Source organism: Kitasatospora sp. NPDC058243 (genome assembly GCF_042882025.1).
GTDB lineage: Bacteria > Actinomycetota > Actinomycetes > Streptomycetales > Streptomycetaceae > Kitasatospora.
Genome location: NZ_JBHVWW010000069.1, coordinates 25751 through 38563, shown reverse-complemented (window position 1 = coordinate 38563; position 12813 = coordinate 25751). Strand labels below are relative to the sequence as shown.

13 protein-coding genes are annotated in these 12813 nt (G+C 73.7%); 11 read left to right on the top strand and 2 right to left on the bottom strand.

The window, feature by feature from the left end:
* Window positions 1–31: 31 nt before the first annotated feature.
* The gene (locus ACFVX9_RS32610; protein ID WP_380380157.1) at window positions 32–772 is read right to left on the bottom strand and encodes a DUF2306 domain-containing protein; all 741 of its coding nucleotides are present in this window, start codon (window positions 770–772) and stop codon (window positions 32–34) included.
* 411 nt (window positions 773–1183) lie between these two features.
* On the opposite strand from ACFVX9_RS32610, the gene ACFVX9_RS32605 reads away from it, so the two are divergent.
* The 5 genes from ACFVX9_RS32605 (at window position 1184) to ACFVX9_RS32585 (ending at window position 5623) form a co-directional block, all read left to right on the top strand.
* Complete coding sequence (locus ACFVX9_RS32605; protein WP_063350335.1) at window positions 1184–1660, top strand: hypothetical protein; 477 nt, start codon at window positions 1184–1186, stop codon at window positions 1658–1660.
* 79 nt (window positions 1661–1739) lie between these two features.
* Window positions 1740–2558 (top strand): class F sortase, encoded by an 819-nt coding sequence (locus ACFVX9_RS32600; protein ID WP_387985084.1) that lies wholly within the window; start codon window positions 1740–1742, stop codon window positions 2556–2558.
* A gap of 175 nt (window positions 2559–2733) precedes the next feature.
* Window positions 2734–3624, top strand: a complete 891-nt coding sequence (locus ACFVX9_RS32595; protein ID WP_380483987.1) for a hypothetical protein — start codon at window positions 2734–2736, stop codon at window positions 3622–3624.
* Window positions 3621–4409 (top strand): two-component system response regulator CseB, encoded by a 789-nt coding sequence (gene cseB, locus ACFVX9_RS32590; RefSeq protein ID WP_380380582.1) that lies wholly within the window; start codon window positions 3621–3623, stop codon window positions 4407–4409. The genes ACFVX9_RS32595 and cseB overlap by 4 nt, the downstream gene beginning before the upstream one ends.
* The gene (locus ACFVX9_RS32585) at window positions 4406–5623 is read left to right on the top strand and encodes a sensor histidine kinase (RefSeq protein ID WP_380483985.1); all 1218 of its coding nucleotides are present in this window, start codon (window positions 4406–4408) and stop codon (window positions 5621–5623) included. The genes cseB and ACFVX9_RS32585 overlap by 4 nt, the downstream gene beginning before the upstream one ends.
* Window positions 5624–5762: 139 nt before the next feature.
* Here the strand turns inward: ACFVX9_RS32585 and ACFVX9_RS32580 are convergent, their stop codons facing one another.
* The gene (locus ACFVX9_RS32580) at window positions 5763–6005 is read right to left on the bottom strand and encodes a hypothetical protein (protein ID WP_063350331.1); all 243 of its coding nucleotides are present in this window, start codon (window positions 6003–6005) and stop codon (window positions 5763–5765) included.
* Between the two features lie 311 nt (window positions 6006–6316).
* On the opposite strand from ACFVX9_RS32580, the gene ACFVX9_RS32575 reads away from it, so the two are divergent.
* The 6 genes from ACFVX9_RS32575 to ACFVX9_RS32550 all read left to right on the top strand — a co-directional run bounded on the left by ACFVX9_RS32575 (window position 6317) and on the right by ACFVX9_RS32550 (window position 12776).
* Window positions 6317–7021, top strand: coding sequence for a GNAT family N-acetyltransferase (locus ACFVX9_RS32575; protein WP_387985079.1), 705 nt, complete (start codon window positions 6317–6319; stop codon window positions 7019–7021).
* 262 nt (window positions 7022–7283) lie between these two features.
* Entirely contained in the window at window positions 7284–8546 is a 1263-nt protein-coding gene (locus tag ACFVX9_RS32570; RefSeq protein ID WP_063350329.1) for a MurT ligase domain-containing protein, read from the top strand.
* Between the two features lie 46 nt (window positions 8547–8592).
* Window positions 8593–9321: a type 1 glutamine amidotransferase gene (locus tag ACFVX9_RS32565; RefSeq protein WP_063350328.1), complete on the top strand. Its 729-nt coding sequence runs from the start codon at window positions 8593–8595 to the stop codon at window positions 9319–9321.
* A 354-nt stretch (window positions 9322–9675) separates the two neighbouring features.
* Window positions 9676–10701 (top strand): 6-phosphofructokinase, encoded by a 1026-nt coding sequence (locus tag ACFVX9_RS32560; protein ID WP_063350327.1) that lies wholly within the window; start codon window positions 9676–9678, stop codon window positions 10699–10701.
* Between the two features lie 124 nt (window positions 10702–10825).
* The gene (locus tag ACFVX9_RS32555; RefSeq protein ID WP_387985075.1) at window positions 10826–11830 is read left to right on the top strand and encodes a 2-hydroxyacid dehydrogenase; all 1005 of its coding nucleotides are present in this window, start codon (window positions 10826–10828) and stop codon (window positions 11828–11830) included.
* Between the two features lie 301 nt (window positions 11831–12131).
* The gene (locus tag ACFVX9_RS32550) at window positions 12132–12776 is read left to right on the top strand and encodes an MBL fold metallo-hydrolase (protein WP_387985072.1); all 645 of its coding nucleotides are present in this window, start codon (window positions 12132–12134) and stop codon (window positions 12774–12776) included.
* The last annotated feature ends 37 nt before the right edge of the window (window positions 12777–12813 follow it).

The window sequence follows — 12813 nt, the reverse complement described above, 5'->3', positions numbered from 1 at the left end:
CCCTCCCGCGAGCCTTCCCGCCGCCTCCGGCTCAGGACTGCGGGCCGGCCGGAGTGACACGGTAGGCGGGCAGGCCCCGGCGGCGGATGAGGAATTCGGCGACTATCAGGTTGGGCAGCCAGCAGAGGAACGGGACGGCGGCGTAGGCGTTGTCGAAGAAGCGCTGGCCGTCGACGTGCCCCTGGGCGGTGAGCGTCTGGAGGAGGATGAGGACGCCGAGCCAGGACCGGAGGGTGACGGCGGCGTAGGTGAGGGCGAAGCTGCGGATCATCCAGGCGCGGTGGCTCGGCAGGTCGCGGTCACGGACGGCGCGGTAGCCGCGCCAGGTGGTCCAGGCCCAGAGCAGGGCGAGGCCGCCGAAGCCGAAGAAGCCGTTGAAGGCGACCGAGTTGAAGAACGCCATGACGAACGCGGCCAGGGATCCCACCGCGACCCCGAAGACGTAGACGCGGCCCGTCCAGCGGTGGACGGCGGGGGACCGCCGGCGCAGCGCGGTGGAGAACTGGAACGGACCGACCAACAGCGCGAGCGCGGCCGTCACGATGTGGACGTAGAAGGTGACTTGGACGGCCATCGGGCGCTCGGCGTAGGTGGCGGGCAGGCCGCCCTTCGACGCGGCGATGGGCAGGTCGGCCTGGGCGTACGTCCCCACGGCGTACCCGACGATCGCGAGCGAGGTCAGCAGGACGACGGTCCAGCGGAAGCGCCCTCCCCTCCTGCTCGTCGGGTCGGGGGCGGGGGCGGTCGCGGCGTGGGCGGCGGTACTGGTCATCGGTGGACCCCGATCGGCTGGAGGTGGGACGGCATCACGTGCGCGGTGCGGCGTCGCGCGGTCGGCCGGCGCTCTGCTCACGGCGCCCATCACCCCGGAACGGGGGCCTACCACCACGCTGTTCGAACCGCTGCCAGTGTGTCCGGGCCCGCGACCCCGGGCCATGGAGCGGCCCCCCGGACCGGGAGGGGGGTTACCCCCACGACCCGACGGGGCGTCAACCGGACGGCCTCCCACCGCACGGGCACCGCCGCCACCACCCCGGCCGCAACGGGCCCCCGGGGTTCGTTACGCAGCCGATGGGCGGCCGTGACACGACCGGCCGGGGACCGCGACACGGGCCTCCTACCGTCATGGACGACGCACCGGCCGCCCCGGCCGGGAGGCGTCCATGACGAAGGAGAACACCGTATGAGCAGGAGCCGTACCCACCGCTCCCCCGCCCGCCGCGTGCTGGCCGTCTGCGCCCTGACCGGGGGCGCGCTGCTGACCGTCGTCACCGGCGGACAGGCCTTCGCCGACGGGACCCCGTCCGCCGCGCCTGCTGCGGGTGCCGGCGTGTCGGCCACCCCCACCTCGACGCCCAGCCCGGCCAAGCCCGCCCCGGCCGCCCCGGGCGCCCCCTCGGTCGCGGGTGCCACCCCCACGGCGACGCCCTCCGCCGGTACCGGGCCCGCCGTGCAGCCGGCCGCCGGTGGCGCCGGGGTCTCCAGTGACGGCAAGGCCCAGGTCCGTGAGGTGCCCAAGGGCGCGGCCCAGGCCGGCGACGGATCCGGCGAGACCGACAGCAACGGCCTGATGCTGGCCGGTGGCGGGGCCGTCGCGGCCGTCGGCGCCGGTGCGCTGGGCTTCGCGATGCTGCGCCGCCGCTCCGGTGCGCGCGGCTGACACCGGCCCCGAGTCCGCCGGGCACCCCGGCGCCGTTCCCCCGCCCTTGACCGGGCGGGGAGGCGGCGCCGGGGGCCCGGTGGGTACCGGGGCCCCGGCGGGCGGCGGGCAGCCCGACAGGACGCCCGGCGCCGACGGGCCGGCCCGCCACGGCCTCCCGCGCGGTGGCCGCAACCGGCGGCGCCGCAAGGCCTCCCCCGGCCCGGGCACACTGCGCCGGACGGCGTTCGGTGCGGCGGGCCTCGCCTGCCTGGTGCTGGGCACCACCGTGGCGTTGTCCGGCCGGCACACCCCGGTGGTGCGGGTCGAGCCCTCGGTGCACGGCAGTACCGACAACCCGGCGGCCGCGCCCTCGGGAGGCCCCGGAACCACGGGGACCACCCCGGCGGCCGGGGCCGCAAGGGGCACGGCGGGCGTGCCTAGACCCCTCTCCGTTTTGGCTACCCCCCGGCTGCTGGTCCCGGCCGCCGGGGTGGACGCCCCGGTGACCGGCCTCGGGCTGAATCCCGACGGGACGGTCGAAGTGCCGGCCGCCGACCGGGCCGACGAGGTCGGCTGGTACCGCAACGGGCCGACGCCCGGGGAGGCCGGCCCCGCCGTCCTCATCGGGCACTACGACACCGCGCACGGCCCGGCGGTCTTCCACGGCGTACCGAAGCTGCGGCCGGGCGACCTGATCCAGGTGCGGCGCGCGGACGGCAGCACCGTGGACTTCAAGGTCCGCTCGCTGCTCCAGGCCGCCAAGGACCGCTTCCCGACCGAAACGGTCTACGGTGACACTCCCGAACCCGCTCTCAGGCTCATCACCTGCGGCGGGCGGATCGGCTCGGACGGGCACTGGACGGACAACATCATCGTCCTGGCGGACCTGGCCGGTCCGGGCGGCGCGACCGGCTGAAGCCACCGCGCCGTCCCGGTCGTCCCGGCCGTCGGGTCGTTTCGACTGTCGAACCGGCGCGGCGGCCGGGACGGCGGGACGGGAACCACCGACCGCCGTCCACGCGACCTACCACCGAGGCCGGAGCGGGGACGAACCGGCACATCGCCGCAGACCAGGAGGACGAGCACCGACCGTGGCAGCAGCATCCCCACCCCGCCGCCGGCCCGTCGCCGTGCCGGTGGCGGCCCTCGCCGCCCTGGCCGTCCTCGTGACGCTCGCGGCCCTGGCCCTCGGCCGTGCCACCCCCGGCGGGCTCCAGGACCACGGCGCCACCCAGCCGGTGGCGCCGCCGCTGGTGGCCCAGCCGCTCTGGCCCGACCTGGCGGCCTCCCCGCCGCCGCGCCCTCCCGCCACCGGCGCCGGGGCCGCCACCCAGGCCGCGCCGCAACCCGTCCCGGACGTGACCGTCCCCGGGCACGACATCAGGACGGTCGACGTCCGCACCGTCCTCGCCAAGGACTCCACGGTGGGCCCGGAGGAGCGGCGCGCCCTGGACTCCTGCCCCGCCTGCGACGTCCGCAGCCCCGAGTTCCGTGACCTCACCGGCGACGGGCGGGAGGAACTGGTCGTCTCCGTCGCCACCCCCGGGCCCGTGGTCCTGCACGTCTACCTGCTGGCCGACGACCGGCTGCTGCCCATCCTCCAGGTCGAGGTGCTGAAGGGGTTCAGCGCCGCGACCGTGGGATCCGACCTGTGGCTCTACGAGCCGACCGGCGCGTTCGTCCGGACCAGCAGCCACTACCAGTGGGACGGCGTCCGGCTCGGCCTGCTGGAGCGGAAGGTCGAGGACACCGGCCCGATCGCCGGCCCGATCGCCGGCCCGGCCGGCGGAGCCACGAACGGCGCCGCACAGACGCCCACCAGCACGCCCTCCGCCGGCCCCGCCGTCGCCCAGCGCAGCGGCCGCCCATCCGCCCAGCCGCAGCCCTCCCTGCCCGAAGCCGGCGCGGGCGTCTCCTCCCCGAAAACGGCCGTCCCGATCCCCATCCGCCCGCCCTCGGCTCCCTCGGAAGCGAAGCCATGACCCCCGCAGCCGCGCCCGCCCACCCGCACATCCTGCTCGTCGAGGACGACGAGGTGATCCGGGAGGCCACCCGGATGGCCCTGGAGCGCTACGGCTTCCCGGTCACCACGGCCGCCGACGGCCTGGAGGGCCTGGAGGCCTTCCACGCCGTGCGCCCCGACCTCCTCCTGCTGGACGTCATGCTGCCGCTCCTCGACGGGGTCGGACTCTGCCGCCGGATCCGGGAGGAGAGCCAGCTGCCGATCCTGATGATGTCGGCGCGCACCGACCCGGTCGACGTGGTGTCCGGTCTGGAGGCCGGGGCGGACGACTACGTCGTCAAGCCCTTCGAGAGCGCCGTGCTGGTCGCCCGGATCCGCACCGTGCTGCGCCGGGTGCGGGTGGTCCCGGCCGAACCCGCGCTGCCCGAGGAGCCGGTGGACCCCGCCGTCCCCGTCGCAGCGTCTGCCGTCGCCGTTCCCACCGCCGCCGTGCCTGCGGACGCCCCTTCCTCCGCGCTGCGCAGCTTCGACGGCATGCAGGTGGACACCGACAGCATGGAGGTGCGCGTCGACGGCCACCTCGTCCCGCTCACCCCCACCGAGCTGCGGCTGCTGCTGGAGTTCACCGCCGCGCCCGGCATCGTGCTGGAGCGCTCCACCCTGCTGGAACGCGTCTGGGACTACGACTGGGGCGCCGACACCCGGGTGGTGGACGTCCACGTGCAGCGGCTGCGCGCCAAGATCGGCTCCGGCCGGATCGAGACCGTCCGCGGGTTCGGCTACAAGCTGAGGCGTCCGGCATGACCCTGCGCCGTCAGATCGCCACCGCCGTCGCCGCCATCGCCGTCCTGGTGGCGGTGGCCGTCGGCCTGCTGGTCCACCAGGCGATGATCCGTCAGCACGTGGACCAGGCCCGCGCCGCCGCACTCGCCGCGCTCGGCTCGGCCGTGGACACCTACAAGCGCGGCGAGGTCACCGACCGGTTCGCCCTGGACGACCCGGCGCTGCCCCAGGGGCTGCGGACGCTCGCGGCCGACGGCCGCGAGGGCTCGCTGCTCGCCGGCGGTCCGCAGGGCGAGTCGATGTGGGCGGCCCGACCGGTCCAGACCGGGGTGCTCTCCGTCCGGGTGGACTTCACCCAGGACCGGCAGGCGATCGCCGACCTCGACCGGATCATCCTGATCACCGTCGTCGCCGCGGTCTTCACCACGGTCCTGGCCGGCGTGCTCGTCGCCGACCGGATCAGCCGCCGACTGCGCACCGCGGCGACGGCCGCCCGGGGCATCGCCGCCGGCCGGACGGACACCCGGATCGGCGAGCTCGTCGACGGGAAGGACGAGGTCGCCGACCTCGCCGCCGCCGTCGACCTGATGTCCCGCACCCTGCACCAGCGGCTGGAGGACGAGCAGCGCTTCACGGCGGACGTCGCCCACGAACTGCGCACCCCGCTCACCGGCCTGGTCACCGCGGCCGAACTGCTCCCGCCCGGCCGCCCCACCCAACTCGTCCAGAACCGGGTGCAGGCCCTGCGCTCGCTGGTCGAGGACCTGCTGGAGGTCTCCCGCCTCGACGCCGACGCCGAGATCCCGGACTTCGCCCCCGTCCCGCTGGAGCGCGCGGTGCGCCGCACCGTCACGCTCACCGGCCTGGAGGTCGACGTGGACGTGGACGCGGCCGCCGACCGCCAGGTCCGCACCGACCTGCGCCGCCTCGACCGCATCCTCGGCAACCTGCTGCTCAACGCTCACCGGCACGGCACCGCGCCGATCCGGCTGCACGTCGACGGCCACCGGATCACCGTCCGCGACCACGGCCCCGGCTACCCCGACGACCTCCTCGCCCGCGGCCCCCAGCGCTTCCGCACCAACGCCCCCGAACGCGGACGCGGCCACGGCCTCGGCCTCACCATCGCCACCGGCCACGCCCGGGTCATCGGCGCCGACCTCACCTTCACCAACCACCCCGACGGCGGCGCCCTCGCCACCCTCACCCTCCCCGACGACCCGTCCCACCCCTGACCGCTCAACCGCAGCCGTGAGATACGGCCGCCCATGTGGCAGCGGTGGCCGGGGCCTGAGGCGGTCCCTCGGGTGGCCCCGGCCCGCCGGGTCGCTCGGCCGTCACTCGGCCGTCGCCCGGCCACCGCTCAGTTGTCGCTCAGCTGTCGCTCGGCTGGACGACGCACGCCGAGTTCGCGAGCATCGACCCGAAGCCGCCGAGCAGCGTGGAGACGACAGCCTTGCAGGCGGCGGCCTCCTGGGGCGTCTTGGGCCCGTCCGCGGCGGCCGCCGGCTGGGCGAGGGCGATCGGCGCGGCCAGCAGCAGTGCGCAGCACACCGCGCCCAGTACGGACCGCCGCACGAGGGCGGACTTCTTCAGGAGGGACGAGGGGAAGGACATGTGGGCCCCTTCGGGGGAGGTGGGATCGGCGGAAAGCCGAGCCATCCCTATCCGAAGGGGCTCGTCCGTTCCCGGATTCTGCGCCATCCGTGAGCGTGTTCAGGTCAATGATCCGTTCGGGGCCGGGCGAGCACCCCAGGCCCGTCGGCCACCCTGGTGCCCGAGCCCGGTCGAGCCCGGTCGGGGCCGGTCGAGCCCCGTCGAGCCCCCGGAACATGGCCACGCTCGTCACGCTCCGGAACCGACCAGGTCATTCCTGCGTTCACGATCACGTAACCGGCCGGAAGCGCGGCGTCGGTAGCGTCGGCGGCATGACGGCATCACGCACTCGCCCCGAACGGCTCTGGCACCGGCCTTTCCGCAGGTCCGACCGCAGGTGCGCGGCGCCCGAGGGCCAGGCCGCCCGGCTGCCCGCGCTCACCGGGGGCCCGTTGCGGCCCGCCCGCCCGCACCCCCCGGTCGACCGGCCGCGAGCCGTGACGGAGCCGGACCGGGCGGCGCCGTCCCGCCTGACGCTGGCGGACGGGACGGCGCTGACGCTGCGCCCCGCCGGACCGGCCGACCGGGCCGCGGCCCTGGCGATGCACCTCCGCTGCTCCCCCGCCTCGCTGCGGCTGCGCTACCACGGGCCGGTCCGCGACGCCGGCCGCTACCTGGACCACCTGCTGGACGCCCGGCACGGCCACAGCCTCGCCGCGACGGCCGCCGACGGGCGGATCGTCGCCCTCGGGCACCTGATGTGGGACGACGACGAGGCGGAGCTGGCGGTGCTGGTCGAGGACGCCTGGCAGCGGCGCGGACTCGGTCCGGCCCTGCTGCGGCAGCTGTCGGCGGCGGCCCGGGCGGCCGGTGTGACGACGGTGTACGCGGTGACCCACGCCTCCAACACCGGGCTGATCACCGCGATGCGCCGGCTGGCCGCGCCGCTGGACTTCCAGGCCGAGGACGGCACCCTGGTGATCACCGCCACGCTGGCCGCGGACGAGCCGGCCTCCTGCGTCCGTCCGGGCCGCTGATCTTTTCTTCACCACATCCTCACCCGGGAACCCCGAGAGCCCGGAGAGCGTCCCAAGCGACGAAGGCCCCCTCCGTACACCGCCTTCCCCGACGATCCGTCAGGGCGCCCGAAGCGGCGCCTCCGGCCGCGTCGCAGCAGGCTGCCTGGGGTCCGGATCGTCGAGCCGGGCGGCGGAGTCGGTAGGCTGGCCCCGTCCCCGCCGCCCGACGGCCCGTTAATCCGGACCCGGGTGGTGCCGCAGCAAGGAGGAACCACTGAGCATGGCAGGCACCGAATCGGAGCCCACAGGCGCACGCGACGCCTCGCTGCCGGCCCGCGCCAAGATCGCGGTCACGGCCGGTCGGGTCGCTGCCGCCGTGTCCCGCAAGGCCGGACGCGGAAGCGGCTCGGTGATCGGCGGCAAGGTCGCCCTGAGGCTCGACCCCGACCTGCTCGCCACCCTCGCCGACCACCTCGACGTCGTCCTGGTCAGCGCCACCAACGGCAAGACCACCACGACCCGCCTGATCGCCGAGGCGCTGCGCGCCGCCGGCCCGGTGGTCTCCAACGCCCTGGGCGCCAACATGCCGGCCGGCATCACCTCCGCCCTGGCCGGCGGCTCGGACGCCCGCTTCGGCGTGATCGAGGTCGACGAGAAGTACCTGGCGGGCGTCGCCCGCGACACCCGCCCCAAGGCGATCGCCCTGCTCAACCTCTCCCGCGACCAGCTCGACCGCGCCGCCGAGACCCGGATGATGGCCGAGAAGTGGCGCGAGGGCCTTCAGGACACCGAGGCCGTGGTCATCGCCAACGCCGACGACCCGCTGGTGACCTGGGCCGCCTCCTCCTGCAAGAAGGTGGTCTGGGTGGCCGCCGGGCAGGCCTGGAAGGAGGACGCCTGGTCCTGCCCCGCCTGCGGCGGTGTGATGCAGCGCCCCGGCGACGACTGGTTCTGCCAGGAGTGCGGCTTCCGGCGCCCCAATCCGCACTGGGCGCTCCAGGGCACCCACGTGATCGACCCGCAGCGCGGCGCCTGGCCGATCCAGCTCCAGCTGCCCGGCCGGGCCAACCTGGCCAACGCCACCAGCTCGGCCGCCGTCGCCGCCGTGTTCGGCGTCTCCCCGCAGGTCGCGCTGGAGCGGATGCGCTCGGTCTCGGCCGTCGCCGGCCGCTACGACGTGGTCCAGTACCAGGGCCGGGACATCCGGCTGCTGCTGGCCAAGAACCCGGCCGGCTGGCTGGAGACCTTCTCGCTGATCGACGGCCCGCCCGCGCCGGTGATCCTCTCCGTCAACGCGCTCGACGCCGACGGCACGGACACCTCCTGGCTGTGGGACGTCGACTACGAGCGCCTCGCCGGGCACCCGGTGTTCGTGATGGGGCAGCGCAAGCTGGACCTGGCCGTCCGCCTGGAGGTCGCCGGACTGCAGTTCCACGTGGTGGACACGCTGGAGCAGGCCGTCCGGATGGCCCCGCCCGGCCGGATCGAGGCCATCGCCAACTACACCGCCTTCCAGCAGCTGCGGAAGGTCGTGGCCGGCTGATGCCGCGCCTGCAGCCCCATCTGATCGTGACGGAAGGCCTTCGAGGATGAGTGAGAGCAGCCTGCGCGTGGTCTGGGTCTACCCGGACCTGCTCAGCACCTACGGCGACCGCGGCAACGCCCTGGTCGTGGAGCGCCGGGCCCGCCAGCGCCATCTCAACGTGACCCGGATCGACGTCCGCTCCGACCAGTCCGTCCCCACCAGCGGCGACATCTACCTGATCGGCGGCGGCGAGGACCGTCCGCAGCGGCTCGCCGCCGAGCGGCTGCGCAACGACAGCGGCCTGATCCGGGCCTCCGAGAACGGCGCGATCATCTTCGGCGTCTGCGCGGGCTTCCAGATCATGGGCCACGAGTTCGTCAACGACCTCGGCGAGCGCGAGCCGGGCCTCGGCCTGCTCGACGTCTGGACCACCCGCGGCGACGGCGCCCGCTGCGTCGGCGACGTCCTCGCCGACGTCGACCCGCGCCTCGGCCTGCCGCAGCTGACCGGCTTCGAGAACCACCAGGGCGTCACCCACCTCGGCCAGGGCGTCCAGCCGCTGGCCACCGTGGTCGCCGGCCGGGGCAACGGCACCGGCGACGGCACCGAGGGCGCCTGGCGGGACACCGTGTTCGGCACCTACCTGCACGGCCCGGTGCTGGCCCGCAACCCCGCCGTGGCCGACATGCTGATCAAGCTGGCGCTGGACGTCAACGCCCTGCCGCCGGCCGACACCACCTGGTACGACGCGCTGCGCGCCGAGCGCATCGCCGCCACGACGCGCCCCGCGTAGTACGTCCGCCCGCCCCGGAGCCCGGGTGCCCGCGATGCGGTCACCCGGTTCAGGGGCGGCCCCGGACGTACCACAATGGGGCTGCCTACTGCACACCCTCCTCGGCAGCAGGCTGCACTTCCGCGCGGGGGCGCCGACGGCGCCGCTCCCGCGTCGGCTCCTGCCCGGCCGGACCAGGGGCCGTATGCTCGACTTCGCGGCCGTTTTCGGGCGTTCTGTCCGGATCGGCCGGTCCTTCACCCCGCGGCCACCTCCCCGCCACTCCGGCGTGGGAGCGCCCCGCTACGGTGACGGCTCGTCGTCCCAGCCTGTAGTCCGGCCGTTCCTCGGTTCTGCTCGGGAGTTGCAAAGCTAATGCGTATCGGAGTGCTGACCAGCGGCGGTGACTGCCCCGGCCTGAACGCGGTGATCCGTTCCGTGGTCCACCGGGGGGTGGTCGACCACGGCGACGAGATCATCGGTTTCCAGGACGGCTGGCGCGGTCTCCTGGAGGGCGTCCACCGGCCGCTCACCCTCGACTCGGTGAGCGGCATCCTGGCCCAGGGCGGCACGATCCTCGGCTCGTCCCGGGTCCAGCCCAGCCACCTGCGCGACGGCGTCGAGCGCGCCAAGCGACTGTGCGCGGACCTCGGCATCGACGCGGTGATCCCGATCGGCGGCGAGGGCACCCTCAAGGCCGCCAAGCTGATGAGCGACGCCGGACTGCCGGTGGTCGGGGTCCCGAAGACCATCGACAACGACATCGCCTCCACCGACGTCACCTTCGGCTTCGACACCGCCGTCTCGGTCGCCACCGAGGCGCTGGACCGGCTGAAGACCACCGCCGAATCCCACCAGCGGGTCATGGTCGTCGAGGTCATGGGCCGCCACACCGGCTGGATCGCGCTCAACGCGGGCATGGCCGCCGGCGCGCACGCCATCGTCGTCCCGGAGCGGCCGTTCCACATCGACAAGCTGACCGCCGTCGTCCGCGAACGCTTCGACCGGCAGAAGAAGTTCGCCATCGTGGTCTGCGCCGAAGGCGCCAAGCCCGAGCCCGGCACCATGCACTGGGAAGAGGGCACCAAGGACATCTACGGCCACGAGCGGTTCACCGGCATCGCCACCCAGCTCTCCCGCGAGCTGGAGCACCGCCTCGGCAAGGAGGCCCGCCCGGTGATCCTCGGCCACACCCAGCGCGGCGGCACCCCTACCGCGTACGACCGGGTGCTCGCCACCCGCTTCGGCTGGCACGCCGTCGAGGCCGTCCACAAGGGCGCGTTCGGGCACATCACCGCGCTGCAGGGCACCAACATCAACCTGGTGCCGATCGCCGAGGCGGTCGCCGAGCTGAAGACCGTCCCGCAGGAGCGCTACCTGGAGGCGGAGACGGTCATCTGACCTCCCCCGCCCCGTCGAGGGCCCGGACCGCCACCGGTCCGGGCCCTCGTGCGTCCGACGGGCGCCCCCGCGACGGCCCCGCTAGCGTGGCCCGTGGAGCGGACCACTCGCGGAAAGGCAACCGATGGAGATCCTCGCGTACGGGGTGCAGGCCGACGAACGGCCGCTGCTGGAACAGGCCTTCGCCGGCCGGCACGGGCTGCGCTGCCTGAGCATGTTCCTCAACCGCGACACCGCCCCGCTCGCCGCCGGCTATCCGGCCGTCAGCAGCAGCGTCAACGCCGTCCTCGACGCCGAGACCCTCGCCGTCCTCGCCGCCGGCGGCACCAAACTGATCGCCCAACGCTCCACCGGCTTCAACAACATCGACCTCGACGCCGCCGCCGACCTCGGCCTCACCGTCGCCCGGGTCTCCCATTACAGCCCGTACTCGGTCGCCGAACACGCGTGGGCCCTCGCCCTGGCCGTCAACCGCCGCCTCACCCGCGCCGCCACCCGCACCCGCGAGTTCGACTTCCGCCTCGACGGCCTCCTCGGCCGCGACATCCACGGGATGACCATCGGCGTCATCGGCACCGGCAAGATCGGCGAATGCTTCACCCGCATCGCCGCCGGCTTCGGCACCGACCTGCTCGGCTGGGACATCGCCCAGAACCCCGCCTGCCTCGACCTCGGCATGACCTACACCGAACTCCCCGAACTCATCACCCGCGCCGACCTGATCAGCCTGCACGTCCCCCTCCTCCCCGCCACCCACCACCTCATCGACGCCGCCGCCCTCGCCCGGATGAAGGACGACGCCATCCTCGTCAACTCCAGCCGCGGCGGCCTCATCGACAGCGCCGCCCTCGTCGAAACCCTGCGCACCGGCCGCCTCTCCGGCGTCGGCCTCGACGTCTACGAAGAAGAAACCGGCGTCTTCTTCACCGACCGCTCCATCGAAGGCATCACCGACGACACCCTCGCCCGCCTCGTCACCTTCCCCCAAGTCCTCGTCACCAGCCACCAGGCCTACTTCACCCACACCGCCGTCACCCAGATCATCGACGCCACCACCCGCAACATCGACGACTACGCCAACGGCCGCACCAACGAGAACACCCTCGTCCCGGCCGCCCCGCGGGCGTAACGCCCGTCAGGCACACGGCCCTCACCGGGATCCTGACGGCCATCGGGGCCGAATGAGCGTCCGGGGCCGGACCGTGGACCGACGCGCGCCGTTCGTATCGAGGACGGGAGCGAGGAAGGACGGCTCCCCGTCGGACGGCCCCGTCCGCTGCGGTTCTGCCCCGAGATACCGGGGTCCGAATGCGAACGCACCGATTTCACCCTCTTTGCGAACCTGGAGCCAATTCCCACCTATTCTTCGCCGTAGCGGCGGGCCGGAAAATGGAGCTGGTTTTTCTTCCTTGATCGTCTATGATCAACGGATGACGCCATACTCGGGTACCGCCCCTGGAGTTCGTGAGCTTTCCGAGCTGATCATCAGCAAGATCTCGGTTGGCCCTGGTGACAACAACTGTTATCTGTTGAAGTGCCGTTCGACCGGGCAGCAACTGATGATCGACGCAGCAAATGAACCGGAGGTTCTTCTCGATTTCTGCGACCGCCGCCTGACCGCCGTCGTCACCACGCATCAGCACTGGGACCACTGGGAACACGGACTTCCCGCGGTGGTCGCCGCCACCGGCGCCACAACCCATGCAGGAGCGCCCGACGTGGCGGGGATCACCGTGCCCACCGACGTGCCGCTGCACGACGGCGACGTCATCACGTGCGGCGGGTTCGAACTGAGGGTGATCCGGCTGACCGGCCACACTCCCGGGAGTGTCGCCCTGCTGTACAACGACCCCGGCGGCCATCCGCACCTGTTCACCGGTGACTCGCTGTTCCCCGGCGGGGTGGGGAACACCTTCGGCGACCTCGAAGCCTTCACCACGCTGTTCGAAGACGTCGAGAGCAAGATCTTCGATGAACTGCCGGATGAGACGTGGATTTACCCCGGACACGGCCGGGACACGACGCTCGGCGCCGAGCGGCCGTCACTTTCCGAGTGGCGGGCACGCGGCTGGTAGGCGTTTCGCCGACTTCGATGGGCGTGGGGAATCGGAA

Bases quoted from the DNA above. Each gene is read 5' to 3' on its own strand.
- ACFVX9_RS32605 (WP_063350335.1), top strand. From the start codon at position 1,184: ATGAGCAGGAGCCGTACCCACCGCTCCCCCGCCCGCCGCGTGCTGGCC.
- ACFVX9_RS32580 (WP_063350331.1), bottom strand. From the start codon at position 6,005: ATGTCCTTCCCCTCGTCCCTCCTGAAGAAGTCCGCCCTCGTGCGGCGG.
- ACFVX9_RS32585 (WP_380483985.1), top strand. From the start codon at position 4,406: ATGACCCTGCGCCGTCAGATCGCCACCGCCGTCGCCGCCATCGCCGTC.
- ACFVX9_RS32550 (WP_387985072.1), top strand. From the start codon at position 12,132: ATGACGCCATACTCGGGTACCGCCCCTGGAGTTCGTGAGCTTTCCGAG.
- ACFVX9_RS32565 (WP_063350328.1), top strand. From the start codon at position 8,593: ATGAGTGAGAGCAGCCTGCGCGTGGTCTGGGTCTACCCGGACCTGCTC.
- ACFVX9_RS32555 (WP_387985075.1), top strand. From the start codon at position 10,826: ATGGAGATCCTCGCGTACGGGGTGCAGGCCGACGAACGGCCGCTGCTG.
- ACFVX9_RS32575 (WP_387985079.1), top strand. From the start codon at position 6,317: ATGACGGCATCACGCACTCGCCCCGAACGGCTCTGGCACCGGCCTTTC.
- cseB (WP_380380582.1), top strand. From the start codon at position 3,621: ATGACCCCCGCAGCCGCGCCCGCCCACCCGCACATCCTGCTCGTCGAG.
- ACFVX9_RS32570 (WP_063350329.1), top strand. From the start codon at position 7,284: ATGGCAGGCACCGAATCGGAGCCCACAGGCGCACGCGACGCCTCGCTG.
- ACFVX9_RS32610 (WP_380380157.1), bottom strand. From the start codon at position 772: ATGACCAGTACCGCCGCCCACGCCGCGACCGCCCCCGCCCCCGACCCG.
- ACFVX9_RS32560 (WP_063350327.1), top strand. From the start codon at position 9,676: ATGCGTATCGGAGTGCTGACCAGCGGCGGTGACTGCCCCGGCCTGAAC.